General features: G+C 63.6%; 21 protein-coding genes. 7 read left to right on the top strand and 14 right to left on the bottom strand.

Translation table 11 applies throughout. The annotated features are described in order from the left end of the window. Positions 1 to 29 precede the first annotated feature (29 nt). Positions 30 to 314, bottom strand: a complete 285-nt coding sequence (gene ppnP / locus AACW18_RS08150) for a pyrimidine/purine nucleoside phosphorylase (protein WP_042654848.1) — start codon at positions 312 to 314, stop codon at positions 30 to 32. A gap of 270 nt (positions 315 to 584) precedes the next feature. On the opposite strand from ppnP, the gene AACW18_RS08155 reads away from it, so the two are divergent. Beyond that, positions 585 to 1,823: a dicarboxylate/amino acid:cation symporter gene (locus AACW18_RS08155; protein WP_084228415.1), complete on the top strand. Its 1,239-nt coding sequence runs from the start codon at positions 585 to 587 to the stop codon at positions 1,821 to 1,823. A 145-nt stretch (positions 1,824 to 1,968) separates the two neighbouring features. Here AACW18_RS08155 and AACW18_RS08160 read toward each other — a convergent pair whose 3' ends face one another. Beyond that, entirely contained in the window at positions 1,969 to 2,364 is a 396-nt protein-coding gene (locus AACW18_RS08160; protein ID WP_218292137.1) for a MerR family transcriptional regulator, read from the bottom strand. 133 nt (positions 2,365 to 2,497) lie between these two features. Between AACW18_RS08160 and AACW18_RS08165 the strand changes: the two genes are divergently transcribed. Both AACW18_RS08165 and AACW18_RS08170 read left to right on the top strand, forming a co-directional pair. Continuing rightward, positions 2,498 to 3,673 (top strand): thiolase family protein, encoded by a 1,176-nt coding sequence (locus AACW18_RS08165; protein WP_218388308.1) that lies wholly within the window; start codon positions 2,498 to 2,500, stop codon positions 3,671 to 3,673. Positions 3,674 to 4,121: 448 nt separating this feature from the next. Beyond that, positions 4,122 to 5,426 carry an outer membrane protein transport protein gene (locus tag AACW18_RS08170; protein ID WP_218388309.1) on the top strand — a complete coding sequence of 435 codons (1,305 nt, stop codon included), beginning with the start codon at positions 4,122 to 4,124 and terminating at the stop codon, positions 5,424 to 5,426. Between the two features lie 95 nt (positions 5,427 to 5,521). On the opposite strand, the gene AACW18_RS08175 is transcribed toward AACW18_RS08170, so the two are convergent. The 11 genes from AACW18_RS08175 to AACW18_RS08225 form a co-directional block, all read right to left on the bottom strand. Continuing rightward, a complete protein-coding gene (locus tag AACW18_RS08175; protein ID WP_218388310.1) occupies positions 5,522 to 6,745 on the bottom strand; it encodes an EAL and HDOD domain-containing protein in 1,224 nt (407 codons plus the stop codon). A gap of 115 nt (positions 6,746 to 6,860) precedes the next feature. Next, positions 6,861 to 8,117 carry an outer membrane protein transport protein gene (locus tag AACW18_RS08180; protein WP_218388311.1) on the bottom strand — a complete coding sequence of 419 codons (1,257 nt, stop codon included), beginning with the start codon at positions 8,115 to 8,117 and terminating at the stop codon, positions 6,861 to 6,863. A 252-nt stretch (positions 8,118 to 8,369) separates the two neighbouring features. Then, the gene (locus tag AACW18_RS08185; protein ID WP_218292132.1) at positions 8,370 to 9,641 is read right to left on the bottom strand and encodes an outer membrane protein transport protein; all 1,272 of its coding nucleotides are present in this window, start codon (positions 9,639 to 9,641) and stop codon (positions 8,370 to 8,372) included. Between the two features lie 408 nt (positions 9,642 to 10,049). Further along, positions 10,050 to 10,799, bottom strand: coding sequence for a DUF3379 domain-containing protein (locus tag AACW18_RS08190; protein ID WP_218388312.1), 750 nt, complete (start codon positions 10,797 to 10,799; stop codon positions 10,050 to 10,052). After that, a complete protein-coding gene (locus AACW18_RS08195) occupies positions 10,792 to 11,382 on the bottom strand; it encodes a sigma-70 family RNA polymerase sigma factor (RefSeq protein WP_218388313.1) in 591 nt (196 codons plus the stop codon). The genes AACW18_RS08190 and AACW18_RS08195 overlap by 8 nt, the downstream gene beginning before the upstream one ends. 41 nt (positions 11,383 to 11,423) lie before the next feature. Then, positions 11,424 to 12,878: a BatD family protein gene (locus AACW18_RS08200; protein WP_256351779.1), complete on the bottom strand. Its 1,455-nt coding sequence runs from the start codon at positions 12,876 to 12,878 to the stop codon at positions 11,424 to 11,426. 137 nt (positions 12,879 to 13,015) lie between these two features. After that, a complete protein-coding gene (locus AACW18_RS08205) occupies positions 13,016 to 14,485 on the bottom strand; it encodes a tetratricopeptide repeat protein (RefSeq protein WP_218388314.1) in 1,470 nt (489 codons plus the stop codon). Positions 14,486 to 14,506: 21 nt separating this feature from the next. Then, complete coding sequence (locus tag AACW18_RS08210) at positions 14,507 to 15,481, bottom strand: VWA domain-containing protein (RefSeq protein WP_218388315.1); 975 nt, start codon at positions 15,479 to 15,481, stop codon at positions 14,507 to 14,509. Then, positions 15,478 to 15,996, bottom strand: coding sequence for a DUF4381 family protein (locus AACW18_RS08215; RefSeq protein ID WP_218388316.1), 519 nt, complete (start codon positions 15,994 to 15,996; stop codon positions 15,478 to 15,480). Before AACW18_RS08215 ends, AACW18_RS08210 begins: the two co-directional genes overlap by 4 nt. Next, entirely contained in the window at positions 15,981 to 16,865 is an 885-nt protein-coding gene (locus tag AACW18_RS08220) for a DUF58 domain-containing protein (RefSeq protein WP_218388317.1), read from the bottom strand. Before AACW18_RS08220 ends, AACW18_RS08215 begins: the two co-directional genes overlap by 16 nt. Positions 16,866 to 16,944: 79 nt before the next feature. After that, complete coding sequence (locus tag AACW18_RS08225; RefSeq protein ID WP_218388318.1) at positions 16,945 to 17,895, bottom strand: AAA family ATPase; 951 nt, start codon at positions 17,893 to 17,895, stop codon at positions 16,945 to 16,947. A gap of 181 nt (positions 17,896 to 18,076) precedes the next feature. Here AACW18_RS08225 and fadI point away from each other — a divergent pair, with 181 nt between their 5' ends. From fadI to AACW18_RS08245, 4 genes are all read left to right on the top strand, one after another. Further along, complete coding sequence (gene fadI, locus AACW18_RS08230; RefSeq protein ID WP_042654835.1) at positions 18,077 to 19,387, top strand: acetyl-CoA C-acyltransferase FadI; 1,311 nt, start codon at positions 18,077 to 18,079, stop codon at positions 19,385 to 19,387. Then, positions 19,387 to 21,534, top strand: a complete 2,148-nt coding sequence (gene fadJ / locus AACW18_RS08235) for a fatty acid oxidation complex subunit alpha FadJ (RefSeq protein WP_218388319.1) — start codon at positions 19,387 to 19,389, stop codon at positions 21,532 to 21,534. Before fadI ends, fadJ begins: the two co-directional genes overlap by 1 nt. Positions 21,535 to 21,831: 297 nt before the next feature. Beyond that, positions 21,832 to 21,972 carry a TIGR02808 family protein gene (locus AACW18_RS08240; protein ID WP_084228413.1) on the top strand — a complete coding sequence of 47 codons (141 nt, stop codon included), beginning with the start codon at positions 21,832 to 21,834 and terminating at the stop codon, positions 21,970 to 21,972. 180 nt (positions 21,973 to 22,152) lie between these two features. Then, positions 22,153 to 22,710 carry a YaeQ family protein gene (locus tag AACW18_RS08245; protein ID WP_218292125.1) on the top strand — a complete coding sequence of 186 codons (558 nt, stop codon included), beginning with the start codon at positions 22,153 to 22,155 and terminating at the stop codon, positions 22,708 to 22,710. 310 nt (positions 22,711 to 23,020) lie between these two features. Here AACW18_RS08245 and AACW18_RS08250 read toward each other — a convergent pair whose 3' ends face one another. Next, on the bottom strand, positions 23,021 to 25,132 hold the full coding sequence (locus tag AACW18_RS08250) for a phosphocholine-specific phospholipase C (RefSeq protein WP_218329213.1): 2,112 nt from the start codon (positions 25,130 to 25,132) through the stop codon (positions 23,021 to 23,023). Positions 25,133 to 25,193 lie beyond the last annotated feature (61 nt).

The raw sequence follows: 25,193 nt of genomic DNA on the forward strand, positions 1-25,193 counted from the left end.
GGCGCCTCGTGGCCCGCATTGCGCCGCTATCAGTCGAGGAACTCGCACAGATAGGCGGTCGGGGTCTTCACGACCAGCTTGAAGGAGGAGTGGCCGGCCACGTCGAAGGATTGGCCCTGGCCATAGCTGTGCCATTCATCTTCATCGGCCAGCTGGATGGTCAGGGCACCCTTGATCACCGTCATCCGCTCGGGGGCGGCGGTGTTGAACAGGTAGTCACCCGCATCCATCACACCGACGGTGGCTTTCTCGCCTTTCTGCTCGAAACCGATGGATTTAACATTTCCATCGAAATACTCGTTAACTTTCAGCATCTTTTCTTCCCTGTATGCACGTTTGCCAAGCCAACGTAGCACACTTTTTTGGCGGTTGTCATGGTGAAACAGGGAAAAAAACGATTGCTTCTTATGAGTCTTCACTTTGTGGCCACTATGCAAATGTTCGCTACGTTCAGGAATCACGATGTTAAACGGAGAATAAATATGAGATAAAGCGCGCCGCCAGCGTAATGGCGAGGCTTTATGGCCCCAAGTGGTCGATTGCACTGGGAAAGTGTGAATAATTGCTAATTAAAGGAACATTCTGTGTTAACAAAAGGACTCATTAAGAACATTGGCTTCCAGGTCGTGGTCGCCATGGTACTGGGGGCACTGGTCGGGGCGTTCATGGGTGAACAGGCCACCGTCTTCGCACCGCTCGGTACCCTCTTCATCCAGCTGATCAAGATGCTGGTGATCCCGCTGGTGGCGGTGGCCATCTTGTCGGGGGCCGCCAATCTGGGGGCCAGCCCGGCCGCGGGCAAGATCGGCATCACCACGCTCGCCTTCTTCCTCGGCACCTCGGCGCTGGCGGTGTTGCTGGCTCTGGTGATGGGCCAGGTCTTCAAGCCCGGGGTCGGGGTCGAATTCGGCACCATGGCGGAGATGTTTACCGGTGACTACGCCGACAAGGGAGCCCTGCCGGACGCCGTGGCCACCCTGCTCGGCATGATCCCGACCAACGTGTTCCAGTCCCTGAACGAGGCGAACATCCTGCAGATCCTGGTGTTCTGCATGTTCCTCGGCATCGCGCTGGCCAAGCAGCCCCGTGAGCGGGCCAAGCCGCTGGTGGACGGGCTCAACACCCTGGTCGACGCCTTCGTCTGGATGATCAACAAGGTGATGCTGATCGCTCCCATAGGGGTATTCGGGTTGATGGCCGATGCCATCGGCACCTACGGCTTCGATGTGCTGACCCTGGTGCTCAAGCTGTTCCTGGTCTACGTTGGCGCCATCCTGATCTTCGGCTTCGTGGTCTACCCGCTGCTGATCGTGATCTTCTCCAACACGCCGGTGCGCAAATACTTCTCGGCGATGAAGAAGCCGCAGATCGTCGCCTTCTCCACCGCCTCTTCCATGGCGACCCTGCCGGTCAACATGGAGACCTGCGAGCAGGAGCTGAAGGTCACCAACGCCACCGCCTCCTTCGTGCTGCCGCTCGGCGCCACCATCAACATGAGTGGCAACGCCATTTATTACGGCCTGGTCGCCATCTTCTTCGCCCAGGTCTATCAGATCGATCTGACCATGGGCGCCTGGGTGGCCATCATACTGACCGCGACCCTGGGGGCCATCGGCCAGGCCGGCGTGCCGGGGCCGAGCTTCCTGGTGGTGGCCGTGCTGCTGGCGGCCGGGATCCCCATCGAGGGGCTGCCGCTGCTGTTTGCACTGGATCGCCTGTTCGACATGATCCGCACCGCGCTCAACATCACCGGGGATGCGGCCTGCGCCATCATCGTCGACCGTTACAGCCCGGATTACGATCCGGATCGCTGGAACAAGTGAGCCTGAGCTGAAGTGCCGCCTGCCTCTAGGGCAGGCACACCAAAAAGAAGAGGGAGGCCTATGCCTCCCTCTTCTTTTATTCGCGACGAGGCGAACGGCCTGCTCGCCGGCATCTAACAAACCGGCACCGACCGGGCGTCTCTCGCTACTGCAACTGCGCCAGGGCTTGCTGGCAGCGCTGCTCGGCGGCCTCGAGCTCCAGCAGCACCATCTTGATGTCCTCCAGCTGCTGCTCCAGGGTTTCGCGCTTGTCGGCCACCAGGCCCAGCATGGTCTGCAGCTGGGTGCGGCTGCTCTTGTCTGCGTCATAGAGATCGAACAGCTCGCGAATGTCCGCCAGACTGAACCCCAGGCGCTTGCCGCGCAGGGTCAGCTTGAGGCGCACCCTATCCTGTCTGCTGTAGATCCGGGTCTGGCCCTGGCGGGTCGGATTCAGCAGACCCTGATCTTCATAGAAGCGGATACTGCGGGTCGTCACATCAAATTCACGGGCCAGCTCGCTGATGCTGTAGGTCCGGGTGTCATCCTTGGATATGGTCATACGGCTGTCTTGGCTGCCATCTTGGTTGTCAATGCAGGCTGGCACCTTACCCAAACGTCAACTTCCCCGCAAGTCTTGTTCCCGCTCAGGCATCGGCATATGTTATCCCTATGTAACAAGGAGACAGTGACCGATGGATATTGTGATAGTGGCGGCCAAGCGGACCCCCATGGGCGCCTTCCAGGGCGCCTTGAGCAGCCAGAGTGCCCCCGAGCTGGGGGCCTGCGCCATCGCCGCGGCCCTGGCGGCGGCGGGGATCGGGGGAGGGCTGGTGGATGAGGTCTACATGGGTAACGTGCTCAGTGCCGGGCTGGGGCAGGCGCCTGCCCGCCAGGCGGCGCGCAAGGCCGGGCTGCCGGACAGCGTGCCCTGTACCACCATCAACAAGGTGTGCGGCTCCGGCATGAAGGCGGTGATGCTGGCAGCCGACAGCCTGCGGCTCGGCGAGGCCGAGGTGGTGGTGGCTGGCGGCATGGAGAGCATGACGCGGGCGCCCTACCTGCTCGACAAGGCGCGCGGCGGTTTCCGCATGGGCCATCAGAGCGTGCTGGATCACATGTTCCTCGACGGGCTGCAGGATGCCTACGAGGGGCACCTGATGGGGCATTATGCGCAGGCGAGTGCCGATCGGGCCGGACTGACCCGGGCCGACATGGATGCCTTCGCCATCGCCTCCCTGGAGCGGGCCCTGGCGGCGCAGCGCAGCGGTGCGTTCGGGGCCGAGCTGACCCCGGTGATGGCGCATGATCAACTGCTGCTGGCCGAGGACGAACAGCCTGCCAAGGCCAGACCCGACAAGATACCCACCTTGAAACCCGCCTTCGGCAAGCAGGGCTCTGTCGCGGGCACTATTACCGCGGCCAATGCCAGCTCGATCTCGGACGGTGCGGCGGCGCTGGTCCTGATGCGGGCCGAGACCGCCGCCCGGCTGGGGCTACCGGTGTTGGCGAGGATAGTGGGCTATCAGAGCCATGCCGCCCTGCCGGCCGAGTTCACCAGCGCTCCCGTCGGGGCCATCGACAAGCTGCTGGCACGCGTCGGCTGGCGGGTGGACGAGGTGGATCTGTTCGAGGTGAACGAGGCCTTCGCCATGGTCAGCATGCTGGCCATGGCGGGCTGCAACATCCCCCACCACAAGCTGAACGTGAACGGGGGGGCCTGCGCCCTTGGTCATCCCCTTGGCGCCAGCGGTGCCCGCATCCTGGTGACCCTGATCCATGCCCTGCGTCTGCGAGGCTTGCGGCGTGGGGTGGCGAGCCTGTGCATCGGTGGTGGGGAGGCGACCGCCCTGGCCGTCGAGCTGGGCTGAGCCAGCCAATCACATAGGCGCCTGGCCACCTCGGTTCTTGAGGTGGCAACACTCTTATAGTGCTTGTCATGCTGGCCGCGACGGCGGCCAGCTTATCTGACTCGCGCATCCCGAATCGGCGATTCAGTGCATATCAATCCCCCCTTATCTCTGCCCGGCTCACCCACGCCATTCTTAGTCGCGTCATGGCGGCTAAAAGCCCTGTTATTGGATGGAAAAGGCAGGATCTTGCGCTCATTCAGCCGCGATTAAGCTTGGTGGCCAATTTGGTCACTGGTCTGATTTGTTGGCGGGGGCAGGGATCCCTACCATGCGCCGACGCATTTTGCCGCCCTCATCTCGAGCAGGCTGCCCGCCGACTCAGGGCCGTGCCACGCCAGCCCAGGCTGGCGCGATGATATCTATCCCGAGTGCCCGCCCTGCGGTGGGTACCAACACGAGAATCCCCATGACCACATTATTCAAGGGCCGCGCCCTCGCCAGTACCCTGGCGCTGTTGGCCACCAACAGCTTCGCCTCCGGTTTCCAGATCAATGAGCACTCTGCCGCTGGCCTCGGCCGCGCCTATGCAGGGGAGGGGGCCATCGCCGACAACGCGTCGGTGCTGGGCCGCAACCCGGCCGCCATGATGATGTTCGACAAGACCGCCGTCTCCATGGCCGCCACCATGGTGGATCCGGACTACAGCGTGGACGGGGCCTTCGTCACCGATCTGCCGGGTAGCCGGTTTGATTCCAGCACCGCCGCCAGCCATGGCAACGCCGGTCCCAATGCGGTGGTGCCCGCCGCCTACCTGATCCACCCCATCAACGAGCAGTGGGCGGTCGGTTTCGCCATGATGACCAACTATGGTCTGGGCACCCGCTTCGACGACAGCTTCGGGGCGGGCAGCAATCCTGCCGCCGGCCTGTTGGCGGGGGAGACCTCGCTGATGAGCGTCAACCTGAACCCCAATGTGGCTTACCGCATCAACGAGCAGTGGAGCCTGGGTGCCGGCGTCAACTACACCATCGCCACCGGTTATGTGGATCGGGTCAATCCCAATGCGAACCCCAATGGTTCCCACAATACCCTGGCCAACTTCGATGGCTCTGGCAACGGCTGGGGCTGGAACGTCGGCGGCCTGTTCGAGATCAACCAGGATAACCGCCTGGCGCTGACCTACCGCTCCCAGATCGACGTGGAGCTGGAGGGAGATTACACCGGGGCTGTTGGCGCTCCCGGTTACCAGGCCGATGCCACGGTCGATGTGCCCATGCCCGCCATCGCCGAGTTCTCCGGCTATCACCGTCTGAACCAGCAATTTGCGCTGCATTACTCGGTGATGTGGACCGACTGGAGTGCCTTTGAAAAGCTGGAGGCAGTCAGCGAGCAGTGCAATCTGCCGGGCGGCGTCTGCCTGAGCAAGAACGAGCAGTTGCAGGATGCGATGCGCTACGCGGTCGGCGCGACCTGGTATGTGAACCCGCAGTGGGAGGCGCGCGTCGGCGTCGCCTATGACGAGTCGGCCGTACAGAGCGAGCACGCCACCATGAGTCTGCCGGATGCAGACAAGTGGTGGTACAGCGCGGGGGCGACCTACCATCTGGATGAGACCAAGAGCATCGACTTCGGCATGACCTATATCAATGGGGAAGCGAGTGAGGTGAAGGAAGGGGTTCACAACAACGACCCGGGTCAGCCGTTCTATTTCGAAGGCAAAAACGAAGGCAACGCCATCCTGGCCTCGGTTCAGTTCAACATGCTGTTCTAAATGAAAAAGGTCCCTCTTGAGGGACCTTTTTTCTGGGGCCTGATGGGCGGCGAGGGGCCGATCGCCACCTGCTTGGTTGGCAGCGGCTTCGTCTTTCAGTCAGTCCCCGCCATGGCCTGGATCTGCTCATTGACCCAGGTGGTGGCGGCCAGATAGAGGTGGCTGACCTTCTCCTCAGTGAGCTCGAGCCGGGCCGTGCTGGCCGCGATCCGTGGCCAGTTCGCATTCTCATAATCTTCACAAAAGGCAAGGTAGAAACCCAGGCTGCCCTTGCGCTCCAGCAGGGCGGCGCGGATCTCGGCCGTCAGCGGGATGGAGCCGAGCAACTGATCCAGCGGTTGACCCAGCAAGACATCCAGCAAGGAGAACAAGCCGGTGATGAAGGCCTGCTGCGCCTGCCGGGTCGGGGCGTGGGTCTGTGCCAGCAGTTCGCAGAAGCGGGCCCGGATGAGCGACATCTGATAGAGCTCGCCACTCTTGTCATGGCCGGCGCTGGTGGCGACGACCAGGGCCACGAAGCGTTTCAGCTGGGCGTGACCCAGGTAGCTGGCCGCCTGGCGAAACGAGGCGATGGGCTGGGGGAAGCGCTTGAGGTGATTGACGTAGCGCAGCAGCTTGAGGGAGAGGGAGACATCCTGGTTGAGCAACTGCTCTATCCTGTCCAGATCCGGATCCGCCTGATTGACGACCTCGAGCAGTTGCATCACCACCAGCTGATCCGGCTGCAGGGTGGTCTGTTGCACCATCTCGGGCCGGCTGAAGAAGAAGCCCTGAAACAGCTCGACCCCCAGGCTCTTCATCCGTTCAAACTCCAGCTTGTCCTCCACCTTCTCGGCAAGGTAGGTGAGCGGCAGGTGGCGGTGACTCAGGATGAAACCTTCGATCTTCGCGAGCGAAGTGGCCCGCAAGTCGAACTTGATGATGTGGATGAAGGGCAGAAAGCGCTCCCAGGCGGGGGAGAGGGTGAAATCATCCAGGGCCAGTCGATAGCCCAGCTGGTGCAACTGGCGCACCTTGGCCAGCAGCGCGTCGTCCGGGGTGGCATCTTCCAGTATTTCGATGACCACCTTGTCCTGGGGCAGGCACTCGGCCAGCCCGTCCAGCAGCAGGGAGTGGGGAAAATTGATGAAGCAGAGGCGCCCGCCGAGCAGCTGATCGATGTTCTGTTGCAGAAACTGTTCGGCCACCAGCCTGGCGGTGGCCTGTCGGGCGGAGATCAGGGGGAACACGTTATCCAGACTGTCGCGAAACAGCAGCTCATAGGCATGGGTGTTCAATTCCCGATCCAGGATGGGCTGCCTTGCTACATAGGAATACATGCATCTCTCCAGCATGGGTGCTGGCTTGATTCTATTGGGAAGCGGATCACTATGCCAGCGCTGGTCGGGTTGCACCGGTCAACAACTGGCATAGTGCTTGATAAGGTCGGGGCGGTTAGAAGAGGTAGTTGAGCTGCAGGCCGGCCAGCCAGGCGTCCCCCTCCGAGGTGCCCTGGAAGCTCGAGCTGGTCTGCGGCACGCCGGGCTTGAGCTGCATGGTTTCGGTCACATCGACCTTCTTGCCGTCGAGCAGGGTCAGGCCAAGGTCCAGCGAGAGGTTGCGATCCAGCTGATAGCCCAGCCCGGCGCTGTACCAGGTCCGGTCCGAGTCGGGGATGGAGATGGTGCGGCGATCGGCGGGCACCGGGCTGCGATCATAGGCCAGACCGGAGCGCAGCTGCCACTGGGGCGCCAGCTGGTAGGTCAGGCCGACGGCGTAGCGCCAGCTGTCTTCCCAGTGCTCATCCTTGATGTGCATGCTGCCATAGTGATCGAGCTCGGACTCCAGCTGGACGAACTTGCTCCAGTTGGTCCAGTTGATGCTCGAATGCAGCGCCAGCGCCGGGGTCAGCTGGTGGAACAGTGCCAGCTCGGCGGTGGCGGGCAGCGGCAAATCCAGGCTGCCGGTGTCGGTGAAGGTCCGCCCCTGCAGATCGGTGCCGATGGCGTCGCCGGACAGGGTCAGGGTCACGTCGTGGCGATAGGAGAGGCCGATGCGGGTCGCCTCCGACAGCTCCAGCAGGGTGCCCAGATTCCAGCCGAGCGCCCAGCCATCCCCCTTGAGGTGCTTGGCTATCTTGTTGTTGGAGGGGAAGGTGCCGCCCACTTCTCCCTCGCCCTGAATGGCGGACAGACCGCCCCCCACGGACCAGAGCCGGTTGATGCGATAGGCCAGCGAGGCGCCGAGATCCATGGTCTTGATGTCGGACACGTTGCCAAAGTGACCGGCGTTGTAGTTGGCGGGCATCTCGACGCCGAGGCCATAGTAGGAGGTCGCCGCCAGTCCCAGCCGCCAGCGCTCGTTGAGCGGCACTATGAGATAGGCATTGGGCACCCAGGCAGAGGCGGCGATGTCGTGGGCGCTCGCGTCCAGGGTCAGGGGGCCCATGGCGGTCGGCACCCGGGTTGTGCCCTCGATGTTGACGTCGGGGCGAATATAGATGAAGCCGCCGGAGAAGGCCGTGCGCTCGAAGCGGGTCATGGCCGCCGCGTTGCGTGAGAGCACGCTGGCGTTGTCGGCGATGGAGGCTTCACCGGCGAAGGCGCGCCCCATGCCGGTGGCCGATTGCTCGGCCAGCTGGAAACCGGCTGCCTGGACCTGACCCGACAGCACCAGCAGGGCGATGAGAGAGGGCTTGAGGGAGGGATGCATAGCGTCTTCCTTGGGATGAACTCGTGGTTCATTCTGTTATTTGGTTGGGGGCGGGATTTTATATGGTATGACCAGTAAGGCAATGGAGGCGAGGACGCTGGCGATAAAACGGGATTAAATGCTGGGGAGTGTGGGGCTAACAGGCTGATAAAAAACGAAAAGCGTACAGCTGTTTGCTACAGCTGTACGCTGAAAGCCGGATCCGGTATAAAAAAAGAGCGCCCTGAGGCGCTCTTTTTGCTGATCCCGGGATCAGAACTTCATGTTGAACTGGGCAGAGGCCAGGAAGGCGTTACCGTGGGAGGTGCCTTTCCAGCGCAGCGCGTCGCCGTGGCTACGGAGGCCTTCGTTCACGTCCACTTCCTTGCCATCCAGGTAGGCCATGCCGAAGTCGACGCTCATGTCCTGATCGATGTGGTAGGTGGCACCGGCGCTGTACCAGATACGATCGGAGTCAGGAATACTCAGGCTGCGGTATTCAGGTTCGACCGGGCTGTTGTCGTAGGCGAAGCCGATGCGGGCTTCCCAGGCCGGGTTGACGTACCAGGTACCGCCCAGGGCGTAACGCATGGAGTCTTTGAACTTCTCGTCTTTCTGCAGGCAGACACCGCCGGCACAGGAATCGCTGGTGGCTTTGAGCTCCTGGAAGGCGCTCCAGTCGGTCCAGTTGACGGAGTAGTGCACCGCGAATTGCTGGTTCAGACGGTGGTAGCCGGCGAACTCGGCCTGAGCCGGCAGATCCAGCTTCAGGTTGCCATCGACCACCCGGTTGCCGGAGGTGGCACCCTGGAAGTCACCGTCGAAGCTCAAGTCAACCTGAGAGCGGTAGGTCAGGGCGAGGCGGTTGTACTCGTTGATCTCGTACAGGCCACCGACGTTCCAGCCGAAGCCCCAGGTATCCCCTTTCAGGTGCGCCAGGGGAGTATCGGAGTGGGCACCGGGAATGGCGGCAGCCAGGGCGCCGGCATAGCGGTTCAACTCGGCCTGGGCGTAGACGGCATTGAGGCCGGCACCGATGCTGAAGTTGGAGTTGATGCGATAGGCGACGTTGGGGTTGATGTTGAAGGTCAACAGCTCGGTGTCACCGGCGCCGGCACCGGCCGGGAAGGTCTTGGAATATTCGGTGGCCAGACCGTAGTTGGAGAACAGCCCCAGGCCCCAGGCCCACTGATCGTTCAGCGGCTGGATGAAGTAGGTGGCCGGTACGAAGGCATCCGGTGCTATGTCGCTCTCGCTGGAGGAGGCCAGCTTGTTGGGGCCCGCATAGATGTCACCCGCTACATCTACATCCGGCTTGATGTAGGTACCGGAAACAGACAGTGCCATCTTGTCGAAGGTGGTCATGGCAGCCGGGTTGCGGGACAAGACAGAGGCGTTGTCTGCGATTGCTGCTTCCCCTGCATAGGCGCGCCCCAGACCGGAGGCGGAGTGCTCGTTCAACTGGAACGCGGCGGCAAAGGTCTGGGTGCTGGCCAGGGTCACGGCCGCGGCGATCAGGCTTTTCTTGAAAAAGGCAGTTGTCATAGTGTTCTCTCTTGTAAGCAGATTTTCTGTCGATATCAGGGCTCTTTGGCCGCTATACACGACAAGATCTGTTGTTATGTAAGCTTCTTCCCATTCACTTCTGGCGTGATTCTATGGATCTGGTAGGAGGTAAGAAATCAGACCAGTGACAGCAGAATACATAAAAGTTTCCATTGTGTTAATCATTTGTTTTAACTTGGCGTTTTAATAACCGAATTTATCCATTATTGGATAAATAAAAAGCAACAAGTTCCGTTTGTGTCATAAAAATAAATTGGGTGCTGTTGTGGGATCAGGCGGGCAATGAGCGGGAAAAATCGCGTAGTTAGGAATGAACAGGCAGACAACTGGCGTGTCTGCCTGTGATGCCGAGGCGGCGGGGTGCCGGTCAGCTCGGGTTAAGTTCTGTTAAATGGACCAGTGCAGCCGTGACTCGAATTGCGCGGCAACCGGTTCGAATGACTCCTGCATATCACCGATCAACACCATGTTGGCGCCCTTGAGCGGCACTATCTCGCCCTTGAGCTGGCCATCTTCAAAGCTGGGCTGGAGGCTGAGCGGCACATGCTTGGGGACCAGGAACAGGGTGACGGGTCCCATCTTGCCCTGGATCACCATGTGCAGGGCCGGCCCCTGATAGAAGGCGCAGTGATTGACATAGGTCACCTTCATGTCCTGCATGCCCATCAGGGTGGCGCCGTATTTCTCCATCTTGGCATTGATGGTCTGCAGGCTGACCTTCTCATCCACCCCCTTGATGAAGGGCTCCTCCCCGTAGACGTGGGCCATGGCGACCTGCGCCAGGGAGAGTTCGGCGGGCGCCGTCGGCGGCCAGCTGATCCAGCGGGTGCTGATGCCGAGCAGGAAGGCGACCGAGGCCGCGATGGCGAGGGGACGCCAACCGGTGCGTGCAGGCGGGGGCGGCAGGGGGATGACGACATCGTCATCGTCGGCCTCCATCGCCTGCCTGAGCAAGATGCGCTCGGCCAGCCCGGCCGGCACCTCGACCTCCAGGGTTCGCTGCAGCTGCCGATCCAGCTGCTTCATCTCGTCCAGGTGCTTGCGATTGGCAGGGGAGGTCTGCGCCGCGTCGAGGAACGCAGGATCCTGATCCATTGGATGGGCGATGGCCCTGCGGCGAAACTCAAGCTCATCCATTAGTGTGTCCTCTCTGTTGTGCTGCTGACTCCATGGCCTCTTTTATCTGGTTGCGCGCCCGAAACAGCCGGGTCATGACGGTGTTCTTGTTCAGGCCCAGCTGGTTTGCGATCTCCTCGCCGCTGAATCCCCCCAGCACCTGCAACAGCAGCGGCTCCTGGTACTCGGCGGGCAGGCGGGCGATGTGACGCCTGAGCCACTCGTGCTCCATCTCCTGTTCGCTGTGCAGGGCATCCGGATCGCTCTGGGGATGCTCGTCGAGATCGATGAGATCGAACTGCTTGCGCTCGAAGCGCCTGGCGTTTTCCCGCCGCACTATGGTGATGAGCCAGGCCTTGGCGGCCTTGTCGTCCTGCAGGCTGTCGATCGCCTTCCAGGCGCGCAGGAAGGTCTCCTGCACCAGATCCTCGGCGACCTGCGGGTCCCGACACAGCCAGTAGGCGTAGCGATAGATGTCCCCATGCAGGGCATGCACCAGGGCTTCATATTTGGTTTGTTTGTCTGCCATACCCCCATAGACCGGATCGGTCGCGGGATCCTTTCCCGTCCCTGAGCTTTTTTTTCTGAAAAAACCTAACGCCATTGCGGGGCTTCCTTTTTTATCTGCGGTGGCTTGCGGCGGGATCAGCGACTCACCCGCGCCAGTTTCCTGAGGCTATAGGCTATCGCAAAAGTTTCGAAGGCGCACAACCCCTCGGCGAGGGCCTGCCAGCGAACGGGCTCGGCCACGGTTGAGGGGGGGGCGAAGCAGGCCCGATCCAGGCTGTCGAGGGCGGCAGCTATGGCGGGATCGCGATGGCAGGGCAGGCTGGTGAGCTGTCGATGAGAGGCGTCCCAGCGCCGATCGGCCCAGACCAGCAGGGCTCCTCTGGCCGAGTCCGGCTCCCTGGCCACCAGGGCCCGTTGCAAGCGATGGAAGGCCAGCCAGCGTGGCCCGCTTCGCCACAGGGCGCGCAGCAGCAAGGCCCCCAGCACCCAACAGAGGCTTTCGCCGCCGGGGGCCCGGCTGTCTGCGGGCGACGAGAGGCCGGCCTCGAACCGCACCGTCTGGGCCGGCAGGCGGGCATGTTCGACGCGACCGCTCTGGGTATTGAACCAGGGCAGATCCACCGGGGGCAAGCTGTAGTAACCCGCCTCGTCTGCCGTCAATGCCTGGCGCCACTGGCGCTCGAAGCGCAGCGCTCCCTTGGCGGTGAACTGCTCGCGCTGCTGCTCTCCATCTGGCCGCAGTTGCAGGCCGGCTGGCAAGCCGAGTGGCGGCGGCAGGGACAGACGGTTGCCATCGCCACCCTCCATCACCAGGGTCAGGGTGCGGATCACCGGTTCCCCGGCCTTGGCGCCCGTCGCCGGACTGAGCTGCTGGCGCAGGGTCAGAGCGCTCGCCACCGGCTCCAGCGGGGCCTTGTCCACCTTGATAAATTGGGTGGCCGCCCTGGCGGAGAGCGCCTCGCTCTGACCGTCCTCCTGGGGCAGTCTTCCCTGAAAACGGGGGGATTCCAGCGGATGGAGCCCGGGCTCCTTGGCCTGCAGCAGCCATCTGCGGGTCAGTCGTCCCGGCATGCCGGGGCTGGCGGGGGACTCCCACCTGTCGTCGCCGAGGCGGCGGATGGTGAAGCCGTTGCCGGCCGGCTCGCTGAGGTTGGGGGCCTCCAGGTTGGCGGGCAGCCAGAGGCTCAGCTGATAGAGGAAGGGTTGCCCCGGATAGAGCGGCCCCTGATGCAGCACGCTGGCCTGCAATTCGATGGGCGAGAGGGCCGCCGCGGGCGCTGCCTCTGACTCGCTGCGCCGGGGCAGGGGAAGCGCTGGAGTCTGCTCTGTGCCCAGGCTGAGGGCGGGAACCTGGTCGGCGTCGCTGACCATCCGATGCAGCGGGATCTGCCAGCGGGTGAGACTGTGCACCTCGGTCGTGACGCGACTCATTGTTACCCGGCCCACCGCAAACTGGCGCAGCAAGGGGATAAGGCTGAGCTCGTCGGCGCGGCGTTCCCCATCGGCCTCGATGATGAGCAGCCAATCACCCTCGCTCGCGCCTGCCAGCAGCTCGGCCCGTGGCGGGGCGGCCAGCGCCTGACCCGCCAATAAAAGCGTCGTCAATAGAGAGAGGATAAGCAGCCAGCGCTGCCAGGGAGAGATGCCCGTCTGTGGCTGGGCCCTTGATAAAGAACAGCCCCCCCGACGATCTCTGTGCAGGGCGGGGCACCTCAACGGCAGCGCCCTCACCAGGGCTCCTCAGGCTTGATCGATGGCGTGGCTTGAGCGCGGCGCTGGGCCTCCTTGCGCAGTCGCTGCTCCAGCAGCAGCACAGGCGGGGCGGGTGGGCGCGGGCGATCCGGCGCGGCGGGCTGCTCGGGGGCATCGGCGGCTTGGGGCTGCTGCGCCGTGGGGGCGGCCTGCGGCGGCTGGGCACGCAGCAGAGCCAGGTTGTAGAGCGCATCCTCATGGCCGGGCTCGAGCGCCAGGGTGGCCAGATAGGCCTGCTCGGCGCCCTTGAGATCGCCGAGCTGCACCAGTGCATTGCCCCGGTTGTAATGGGCGGTCGCGCTGGTGGCGCGGCCATAGGCGGCGACGGCCCGGGCGTAGTCACCGGCGCGATACCAGGCATTCCCCTGCCAGACGGGATCCTGGAAGTCGCGGGCCGCCGCCAGGTAGCGCCCCTGCTGGAAGGCCTGCCAGGCTTGCCGATCCTGCCCCGACAGGCCTGGGATCGGCGGGGAGGCGGGGCTCGCCTGCAGGGGCGGGTTGAACAGGCCGACACCCACGCCGAGCAGGAGCAACCAGAGCGCCCCGATGCGGGCCAGCAGTGCCAGCGGCAACAGGGGGATCAGCAGCCAGGGGCCGAGATCCCGCGACTGGTTGGCGGTCAGGGTCTGGCTCATGGGCAGCGGCGCGAAGCGCGGCACCCCGGCCTGCAACCACTGCAGCTCTCCCCCTGACTGGGCCGCAAGTCGTTGCATGGCCGCCCCGTCGGGGGGCGGCAATTCACGGCCAAGCCCCGCACTGGAAGGGGGCAGCTTGGCGGCCTTGCCCCCATTGGCCAGCAGGATGTCGAGACGGGGCGTCGCCGATTGCGGGCAGAGCAACGCATTCTGACAGGGCCACTGGGCGGCAATGCGCGCGATCTGGACGGGGGAGAGCCCATCGGTGATGAGCAGCAGTCGTGCCTGCTGACCGGCGGGGATCTGGCTGAGCGCCAGCGCCACGGCGCGCTCGGGGGCGCTGCCGGGGAGCGGCATGATGGCCGGGCGCAAGTCCGGCAGCAGCAGCGAGATGGCCTGATGATCCCGGGTCGCGGGCATGGCGAGGTAGGCATCGCCGGCAAACAGGATGAGGGCGATGGGGTGGGGCCCGTCCTCGGCCAGCATGTCCTGCAGCAGCAGCCGCACCCGGGTCGCCCGATCCGGCGGCAGATCCCCGGCCAGCATGGAGTCGGAGAGATCCAGCAACCAGATATCGAGCGCCGGGCTGCTGATGGGCTGGCTCTGCTGGCGCAGGGCGGGGCCGGACAGGGCCAGGATCACCGGCAGGCAGGCGAGCCAGAGCCAGGGTCTGGTGCGGCCCTGGCCCGGCAGCAGATAGGCCCCCATGGCGGGGGTGAGCAGGGGCCGCTGGCGACGACGGCGCCACCCCTGCCACAGCCAGGGCAGCAGGGCCAGCAGCCAGAGCGGGCGCAGCAGGATCAGCTCCATAGTGGCTCCTGGCGCAACTGCTTATCCATGAGGCGGCTCCGCCTGCGTGCGCCGCCAGGGCAGCCGGCGCCCGCGCAGGCGAGTCGGCCAGATCAGCAACAGCCAGGCCAGTGCCAGGGGCCAGGGATAGAGCTCCCGGCTGGGGCGATAGAGGGTCTGCGGGCGGGCGCTGGGCTCCAGCCGATCGAGCGTCTGGTTGATGGCCGCGAGATCGGCCTGGCTGCGGGCCCGGAAATAGCGGCCGTGGCCCAGCTTGGCCAACTGTAGCAGCAGGGGCTCATCCAGCTCGGCACTGGGATCGAACCCGCTCTGGGGCTGGGCATCGGCAAAGGTGCCGGGATCGGCGCCGACCCCCAGGGTGTAGAGGGTCATGCCGGCGGCCGCCGCGCGGGTGGCCTCGGTGAGCGGATCCGCATTGCCCGCCGTGTTGCGGCCATCGGTGACCAGCAGCAGGGCGCTGGGGCGAGCGGGATCGGCGTGCTGGCGAGCCAGCTGTATGGCCTCTCCCAGTGCCGTGGTGCGCCCCACCAGATCGAAGTCCAGCTCCTTGGTCAGGGTCAACAGGGCCTGGGTCTCCTGGGTCAGGGGGGAGAGCAGATAGGCGTGATCGGCGAACACCACCAGGGCGATGCGATCGCCGGGGCGGGCGCTGATCAGCTGCCTGAGCTGCTGGCGCACGGCGCTGAGCCTGTCGCGCTGCTCCCCCTCATCCAGCATGTCCTGGGTGCGCATGCTGTCGGAGAGATCCACCGCCAGGATGAGATCCCGGCTGGCCTGATAGTGAATGAGGGGCGCCTCCTGCCATTGCGGGCGGCACAGGGCCAGCACCAGGGCGCACCAGCACAGCGTCATGCGCCAGAGCGGCTGGCCAGCGTGGGGCCGCAGGAGGGGGAAGCCGTCGTGGGCCAGGGTCGATCGGCGCAGGGGGGGCAAGCCGAAGCGCACCAGCAGCGGCAACACCAGCGCGAGCGCAAACCAGGGCCAGGCGAGGATCATGTCGCCCCTCCGTCATGGCGCCGTCGCCAGCCCGTCGCCCGGGCCAGCAGCCGGGGCGGGCTGACGCAGCGGCGTCCCCACCGCAGGTAGCAGCGCTGCAACGCTGCCCGCTGTGTGGCATCGGGCTCTCCCCGGCCGTAGAGCCAGCGCGGCCAGAGTGGGGCAAATTCGGCGAAGCGGCTGCCCCCCCTGGCATCGAGCCAGGCGAGCCAGGCCTCCCCCTGCAGGTGGCGAGCCTCGGGCCAGTGCGCCAGAGCGGCTTGGCGCAGCACGGCTTGCAGCCGGGGCACCAGCTCGGCCTCTTGCCACTCGATTTGCCGTGCCCAGCGGCGCTGGCGCCGGAGTGCCAGCGCCAGGGTGGTGATCAGCAGGGCGCACAGCAGGATGATCAGCAGCCAGCCCCAGCCCAGCAGGCGGGGATCGACGGCGCTGCCGAGGGCGGGACCCGGGTGAATGTCGCGCAGCTGCGCCGCGAGGGGGGAGCCGGCCAGGGCGGCGCTCAGAGCAGACGGCATCCGCCCTCCTGCCACTGGCGCTGCAAGGACTGACCGTTGTCGAGCCGGTAGAGACGCTGCACCAGCGGCAACAGCTGCCGCTGGCTCTGTTGGGCCTGGTAGTCGGCCGCCAGGGCATAGTGGCGGGCAAACCCCGGCTGCTCGGCGTCGAGCCAGCCGCTGCGCCTGCCGGCCCGCACCGCCAGCTGACCCTGTTCGGGCAGCGCCGCCTCCAGCGGGTCCCGGATCTGCCAGTAGTGAATGTCGTGGCGCCGGCCGAGCAACTGCAGCTGTTTGGCGAGGGCCTCGTCGCAGGGGCGGTGATCGGCGATGAGGGTCAGTCTGGCGCCGTGGGGCAGCTTGAGCCCCGCCAGGGTCTGGGCCAGGCTGCGGGGGACGGGCGTGCGATCCAGCCCCTGCTGGTAGTGATGGCAGAGGGTCTCGAGCAGCGGGATCAGGGTGCTGCGCTGGGACTCTAACCGGGTCTCCACCCCGTGGCAGATCAGGGTGTTGGCCTGTTTCTCCCCCTGCCACAGCAGGGCGGCGGCCAGCTCGCAGCCGAGGCGGGCCTTGAGCTGCGGCCCGGAGCCGAAGTACATGGCGGGGGAGAGATCGAGCAGCAGCCAGTGGGCCTGATCCTGCTCCTCGCTATAGAGTCGGGTGTAGGGGCGCCCGAGCCGGGCGGTGACCCGCCAGTCGATGTGGCGCACCTCATCCCCCGCCTGATAGGCGCGCAGCTCGCGAAAACTCAAGCCGGGCACCCGCCCGAGCCGGCCCTGTTTGGCCTGATGAACGCGGGCCCTGGGGCCCTGACGGGCCCACAGCCGGATGGCCAGCAGTTGGCTCAGCGGCAGGGCTATGTGGGGATGGCTGCGGGGATCCAGGGACATCAGACCCAGCTCCGCAGGCGGGCGCTCGGCGCCTGAGCAGAGGGCCGCTGTTGGGGCGATGAGGCAGGCTGGCGCCGGCTCAAGGCGAGGGCACCCAGTTCAGCAGGCGGGTGATCAGCGCCTCGCTGTCGAGATTGTCGGCCAGCGCCTGATAACTGGGGATGAGGCGATGGCGCAGCACGGCGGGGACCAGTTGCTGGATGTCTTCCGGCAGCACGAAGTCGCGCCCCGCCAGCCAGGCGCGGGCGCGGGCGGCGCGGGCCAGGCCTATGCTGGCCCTGGGGCTGGCGCCCACGGCGATGAGGGGCTCTAGCTCGGGGCAGAGGCCGCTGCCCGGCCGGGTGGCGCAGACGAGCTGCACCAGATAGTGCTCGAGCCGGGTCTGCATCTGCACCTCCTGCACCGCCGCGCGGGCCGCCAGCAGGCTGGCCTGGCTCAGGGTCACGGGGGGCGGTGGCAGCGCGTCGCCGCGGGCGTTGAGCTGCAAGATGGCGAGCTCCATGGCGGGGCTGGGGTAGTCCACCACCAGTTTCAGCAGGAAGCGATCGAGCTGGGCCTCCGGCAGTGGGTAGGTGCCTTCCTGCTCGATCGGATTCTGGGTCGCGGCCACCATAAACAGCGGCGGCAGGCGCCAGCTCTTCTTGCCGACGGTGATCTGGTGCTCGGCCATGGCCTCGAGCAGGGCGGATTGCACCTTGGCGGGGGCCCGGTTGATCTCGTCCGCCAGCACCAGATGGTTGAACAGGGGCCCTGGCTGGAACACGAAGCTCGCATCCTGGGGATGGAACACCTCGCTGCCGGTGAGATCGGCGGGCAGCAGATCCGGAGTGAACTGGATGCGGGCGAAGCGCCCCTCAACAGCCCCGGCCAGCGCCTTGACGGCCCGGGTCTTGGCGAGACCCGGGGCGCCTTCGATCAACACATGTCCTTCACATAGCAGGGCGATCAGCAGCCCGTCGATGAGCGGACCCTGGCCCAGGATCTGGCTGCCAAGATAGTCGCTAAGTTGTCTGAACTCGGTCGCTGCCATGGGATGAACCCGTTGTTTTAATAGGAGTTGCTCTTTTTATACTCCAGATGTCGCAAGAGGGCGAGGGAGGGGGCACAGATGGCGACAATTTAGTTTCAATCAGCCGTATGAAAGTTGTGAGTGGATTGTTAAGATGTGGCGCAATGAGGTCAGACCTCTACCTTTTAACCAAGGAGCCAGGATGAAACAGCCATTGAAACTGACGACTCGCCAGGGCGAACGGATTGCCGTCGTGGCGGGTCTGCGCACCCCCTTTGCCAAGCAGGCCACCGCCTTTCACGGCGTGCCCGCGGTGGATCTCGGCAAGCTGGTGGTGAGTGAACTGCTCGCCCGTACCGATCTCGATCCCAAGCTCATCGATCAGCTGGTGTTCGGCCAGGTGGTGCAGATGCCGGAGGCGCCCAACATCGCCCGCGAGATAGTGCTCGGCACTGGCATGAGTGTCAGCACCGATGCCTACAGCGTCTCCCGCGCCTGTGCCACCAGCTTCCAGGCGGTGGCCAACGTCACCGAGTCCATCATGGCCGGCACGGTCGATATCGCCATCGCCGGCGGCGCCGACTCCTCCTCAGTGCTGCCCATCGGCGTCAGCAAGTCGCTGGCCCGCGCCCTGGTGGATCTCAACAAGGCCCGCAACCTGCAGCAGCGTTTCAACATTCTGCGCCGGCTGCGGCTGAAAGACTTGCTGCCGGTGCCGCCGGCGGTCGCCGAGTACTCCACCGGTCTCTCCATGGGGCAGACCGCCGAACAGATGGCCAAGAGTCACCAGATCAGCCGCGAGGCGCAGGATGCGCTGGCGCACCGCTCCCACAGCCTGGCCGCCGAGGCCTGGGCCCAGGGCAAGCTCAGCGGCGAGGTGTTCACCGCCCATGTGCCCCCTTACAAGTCCCCGCTGGAGCGGGACAACAACATCCGCGAGAGCTCGGATCTTGCGAGCTACGCCAAGTTGAAACCCGTGTTTGACCGGCTGCATGGCACTGTCACCGCCGCCAACGCCACCCCGCTCACCGACGGCGCCGCCGCCGTGCTGCTGATGCGGGAAGGGCGGGCGAAGGAGCTGGGCCTCGAGCCGCTCGGCTATATTCGCAGCTTCGCCTTCTCCGCCATCGATGTCTGGCAGGACATGCTGATGGGCCCCTCCTACGCCACGCCGCTGGCGCTGGACCGCGCCGGCATCACCCTCGCCGATCTGACCCTGATCGACATGCACGAGGCCTTCGCCGCCCAGACCCTGGCCAACCTCAAGATGTTTGCCAGCCACGAATTCGCCCGCGACAAATTGGGCCGTGATCAGGCCATCGGCGAGGTGGACATGGACAAGTTCAACGTGCTCGGCGGCTCCCTGGCCTACGGCCACCCCTTCGCCGCGACCGGTGCGCGGATGATCACCCAGACGCTGCACGAGCTGCGCCGTCGGGGCGGGGGACTGGGGCTCAACACCGCCTGTGCGGCGGGTGGGTTGGGTGTGGCCATGGTGTTGGAGGTGGAATGATGAGCACTAATACCTTTGCATTGGATATTCGTAAAGACGGCATCGGCATCCTCACCATGGATGTGCCCGGTGAAAGCATGAACACCCTGAAGGCTGCCTTCGCCGACGAGATCCGCGCCGTGCTGGCCCAGGTGAAGAGCAACAAGGATCTGATCGGGCTGGTGATCGTCTCCGGCAAGAAGGACTCCTTCATCGCCGGGGCCGACATCGGCATGCTGGCGGCCTGTGCCAGCGCCCAGGATGCCCAGACCCTCTCCCGGGAGGGGCAGCTGGTGTTCGCCGAGATCGAGGCGCTGAGCATCCCGGTGATCGCCGCCATCCACGGCCCCTGCCTCGGCGGCGGGCTGGAGCTGGCGCTGGCCTGTCATGGTCGGGTGGTGACCGATCACGCTAAGACCGTGCTGGGCCTGCCGGAGGTGCAACTCGGCCTGCTGCCGGGCTCCGGCGGTACCCAGCGCCTGCCGCGCCTCATCGGGGTGGCCAAGGCGCTGGATCTGATGCTGACCGGCAAGCAGGTGCGCGCCAAACAGGCCAGGAAACTGGGGCTGGTGGATGAGATGGTGCCGGCCTCCATCCTGCTGGAGGCGGCCATCAAACTGGCCAAGAAGGGCAAGCCGCGCCACACACTGAAGCGCGATCTGCAGGGCAAGCTGCTGGAGACCAACGGGCTGGGCCGCAAGGTGCTGTTCGATCAGGCTCGCAAGGGGGTGAAAGCCAAGACTCGCGGCAACTACCCGGCGCCGGAGCGGATCCTGGAGGTGGTGCGCATCGGCGTGGAGGAGGGGATGCAGGCCGGCCTGGCCGCCGAGTCCCGTCACTTCGGCGAGCTGGTGATGACCCCGGAGTCCGCCTCCCTGCGCTCGCTGTTCTTCGCCACCACGGAGATGAAGAAAGAAGTCACCTATCAGGGGGCCGCGCCGCGCAAGGTCGGCCATGCCGCCGTGCTGGGCGGTGGCCTGATGGGGGGCGGCATCGCCTTCGTCACCGCCACCAAGGCCGGGGTGCCGGTGCGGATCAAGGACGTGGCCAGTGCCGGGATCGGCAACGCCATGCGTTACAGCTACGAGCTGCTGGCCAAGAAGCTCAAGCGTCGCCAGATCCTGCGCAGCGAGCTGGAGAAGCAGATGAGCCTGCTGTCCGGCACCCTGGACTACTCCGGCTTCCACCGCGTCGATCTGGTGGTGGAGGCGGTGTTCGAGGATCTGGCGCTCAAGCACCAGATGGTGGCGGATGTGGAGCGCGAGTGCGCTGAACAGACGGTGTTTGCCTCCAACACCTCCTCCCTGCCGATCCACAAGATCGCGGCCGAGGCGGCGCACCCTGAGCGCATCATAGGTCTGCACTACTTCAGCCCGGTGGACAAGATGCCGCTCGCCGAGATCATTCCCCACGCCGGCACCAGCGCCGAGACGGTGGCCACCACCCTGGCCTTCGCCCGCTCCCAGGGCAAGACCCCGATCGTGGTCAAGGACGAGGCCGGTTTCTACGTGAACCGCATCCTCGCCCCCTACATGAACGAGGCGGCGCGGCTGGTACTGGAAGGGGAGCCGGTAGAGGTGCTGGATGGTGCCCTGCTCGACTTCGGCTTCCCGGTCGGCCCCATCCAGCTGTTGGACGAGGTCGGCATCGACGTGGGTGCCAAGATCTCCCCCATCCTGGAGAAAGAGCTCGGCGGCGAGCAGTTCCAGGCTCCCAAGGCGTTTGACCAGCTGCTGCAAAACGATCGCAAGGGGCGCAAGAACGGCAAGGGCTTCTACCTCTACGGCAAGGCAGCCCCCCGCAACCGGCTCACCGGCAAGGAGGGCAAGAAGACGGTGGACGAGAGCGTCTACGCCGTGCTGGGGGTCAAGCCCATGCCTAAGCTCGCCAAAAATGAGATCGCGGAGCGCTGCGTGCTGATGATGCTCAACGAAGCGGCCATGGCGCTGGACAGCGGCGTGGTGGCCTCGGCCCGGGACGGCGACATCGGCGCCATCTTCGGCATCGGCTTCCCGCCCTTCCTCGGCGGCCCCTTCCGCTACATGGACAGCCTCGGCATCGCGCAGCTGGTCGGGCGTCTGGAGCACTACCAGAAGCGCCTGGGTGACAGATTTGCCCCCTGCGCCCGGCTCAAGGCGATGGCGGCGGAGCAGCTGACCTTCTACTGAGGCCCTTCACCGGCATGACAACGGAGGCGACCCAGGGTCGCCTCCGTTTTTTTGCCGGGCCCCTGCCTGCGCTATTGTTGACCAAGCGTGTTCATTAAGGGGTCGAGCGCGGGGTCGGGGGCACCCTTGCCCGGCCAGAATGGGGCTAAATTATTGATCTGGCGCAAACAAGTGCCCTATTTACTACTTTGGTGGCATAGGACTCGGACCGCCTTTGGGGTCAAATAGCCTTATCAGGAGCGGGGAGACAACCCGCCATCGAAAGGGACACTGGTTTCACTGGATGAAGGACACACAATGAGTCTGCTTGAACAAACCATCTGGACTGTATTGGGGTACGGGGTCATGCCCTTTATCTTCCTGAGCGGATTTGTGGCCGTAGCCGTTACCTGCTGTGTGCTGCTCAACGCCTTCGGGGTCCAGTCCGCCCAGAAGTGATCCACTTCTGTCGTTCATACTGCCAAATGCCAGTCTTCGGACTGGCATTTGTTTTTTGCCCCCAGCCACCTGCCTCCAGGCCGAACTGTTTTGCCAAGGTGGTCGAACCCGGCGCCGATTTTGATTACACTGGCGCGCAGTTTTCCGGCGCGTTCGCCTCTTCAAGGTATCAAGGTTTCTATGGCTCTCAAGGCAACCGTATTCAAGGCCCAACTCAGTCTGTCCGACATGGACCGCAATCTGTATCAAGATGTCTCCCTCACCCTGGCCCGTCACCCCTCCGAGACCGACGAGCGCATGATGATCCGGCTGGCGGCCTTCGCCTGGCACGCCGCCGAGCGGCTGGAGTTCACCAAGGGGCTCTCGGCCGATGACGAGCCCGAGCTCTGGTGCAAGAACTACTCCGACGAAATCGAACTCTGGATCGAGCTGGGTCAGCCCGACGAGAAGCGGCTGAAGAAGGCGTGCAACCGCTCCCGCCAGGTGGTGCTCTATCTGTACGGTGGTCGTGGCACCAGCGTCTGGTGGAAGCAGAATCAGGGCAAGCTGAGCCAGCATGACAACCTCAGCGTGATCGAACTCTCCGACAGCCAGACCCTGCCGCTGACCGCCATGGTGGAGCGCACCATGCACCTCACCTGCACCATCTCGGATGGCCAGCTCTGGGTCAGCAACGGCACCCTGGAAGTCACCCTCGACCCTGTGGTGCTGATGGGCCGCTCCGCCCGGGAGCTCTGAGGCGAGCACCATGTTCAGTTCGAGTTGGAGGGGGACATTGTTGGCCTTGAACGCCGAGGTCGTGCCCTTCTATGTAGCTCGGCATGAAACAATGTGATGATTGGAAGATTAAAAACGGCGGGGAAACCCGCCGTTTTGTTAACTGTCGCTAATGTCCGGTGACACTTCGCTAATCTAGCCTGCGGCCCTGTCACACAAAAGCACAGATACCGTAGTAATTGCTCGCCTGCCAAAGTGAAAAAAGGTGCCTATCTTGTGACGGGCACCTCTCTGTTGACTTGAGCCTGCAACCCGCCTCAAAGCCGGCGGATCAGATCCCCATCATGGGATCGGAGACACCATGTTGCCCGGTCTCGATACGGCCAGCATAACGCCGCTGCCAGTGCTCACCATAGCGCACCGTGACGTCATACCAATTGCCCTGACCGGCTAGCTCGACACGCTGATCCAACACCTGATTAGGTGTCAGCTCCAGTGTCATCACGCCACCAAGATAGACACTGTTGTCCAGTGTCAGCGTCAGCGGCTCATCCATCAAGTTAGTCAGGGTGAGCAACAAGGCCGGCTGCGTCAGATCATAACAAACACTTACCCGCGCCTTGCTCTCCTCATCCCCAGCCCCCGTGAAGGAGCGGTGATAGCCATTTGGACCAATCAACCAGACATCGTATCCGGTAGAAGTTGAGACCGACCAATCATCTTCCATGGTTTCCTGGCTGGCGAGTGCATAACGGCGTGGCACCGCATCCAGCTTCAATTTGTCATAAATATGGAGCAGCGCCCCCTGCTCGCCGGTATTGCTCATTTTGATGCTGAGGCGATCGCTGTACTGCTCTGCATTGACATGCAGCTCATAGGGCAAGGCGCGTGACGGGCGCACCCCCATGGTCTGGCGTGGGACCTGTTGCTGATCCTCTGCCGGCGGACTGAGCTGATCCAGCTTCTGCTGCTGTCTCACCAGGATGTTGGCCTGTGCCTTGGTTACCTTGGGCAGATTGGGTAACTGTTCATCATTGGGATTGTTAAAGTTGAATGCCGAGCTCAGATCGCCGCAAATCGCACGGCGATAGGGGCTGATATTCTCCTCCTCCACGCCAAACCGGGCCTCGATAAAACGCAATACAGAGGTGTGATCAAATACTTGGGAGTTAACCCAGCCTCCGCGACTCCAGGGAGATACGATCAGTGCTGGCACCCGGGGGCCGGGACCATAGGGGCGATTATCGGTATGATACTCACCGCGCGTATCCAGGGTACAGCCCCCCTGGATCTCGCCATCCAGCAAGGTTGGCGGGGTAGGAGGGGGCAAATGATCAAAGAAGCCGTCATTCTCATCAAAGTTGATGATCAGCACCGTTTTGCTCCACAGCTCCTCATCTGACGTCAGAGCATCGAGCACCTCCTGCGTATACCAGCCTCCCTGGACAGGGCTCGATGGCCCCGGATGTTCAGAGAAATCCGCTGGTGCCACAATCCAGGAGACCTGTGGCAGAGTGCCCGCCGCCACATCCTCGCGGAGTGCGTCGAGAAAGCCACGATCTGGCATGGTATTGCTCACTCCCTTAAGCAGCGGAATGAACTGATCATCTTCAGGTTTCCAAGCCGGATAAGGTGCCCCATTGGGCTGATTGCCGCGTTGCTCATTGGCTATACGGTAATTCACAAATCCAGCTAATGGATTATCGGTAAAATTATCCGGCAGGTTTTGATACACCCTCCAGCTGACACCTGCCTCTTGCAACCGCTCAGGGTAGGTACGCCACTGATAACCTTCATCGGATTTACCCAGTGAGTCAAAGTTATTATTAATGGCTGGCGGGTTGGGATCGTCGGGGTGATTATTGGTGCCCGTCCAAAAAAATAGTCTGTTGGGATTGGTGCTACCATGGAGGGAACAATGATATGCATCACAAACGGTAAATGCATTGGCCAAGGCAAACTGAAATGGCACTTCCGTCTCGGTATAATACCCCATGGATTGTTGTTCTTTATAAGTCGGCCAACTATCCATGCGTCCATTGTCCCATGCATCCAGAGCATCATTGAACGAATGGGGCGTACCATTGACTCTCTGGGCATTGCCGATACGACTATCGAGATGATAAGGGCTCAGTAGACGATTATTTTCATCACTCCTGAACTCCTGCCACCACACAGAGTCATTCACCGTTGGTATCGGGTGACGGTCGCCAAAGCCACGGACTCCCAACATAGTTCCAAAATAGTGATCGAATGAGCGATTTTCCTGCATCAGCACCACGATATGTTCCACATCCATGATCGAACCCTGCACATTATTGGCAGAGATACTTAGCGCTCTGGCAATCGAGGGATAGAACATGCTGGAGGTGGCCACAGCAGCCACGCTGGCGCCAGATAGTTTTATAAAGTCACGGCGGCTCTTATCTATATGTTTTGACATTAAATTTCACCTAAAATGGATAAGCGAACGATCAAGGCGGGCAACGTACATCATTGGGCTC

It is taken from the genome of Aeromonas sp. sia0103 (assembly GCF_963895295.1).
GTDB lineage: Bacteria > Pseudomonadota > Gammaproteobacteria > Enterobacterales > Aeromonadaceae > Aeromonas > Aeromonas encheleia.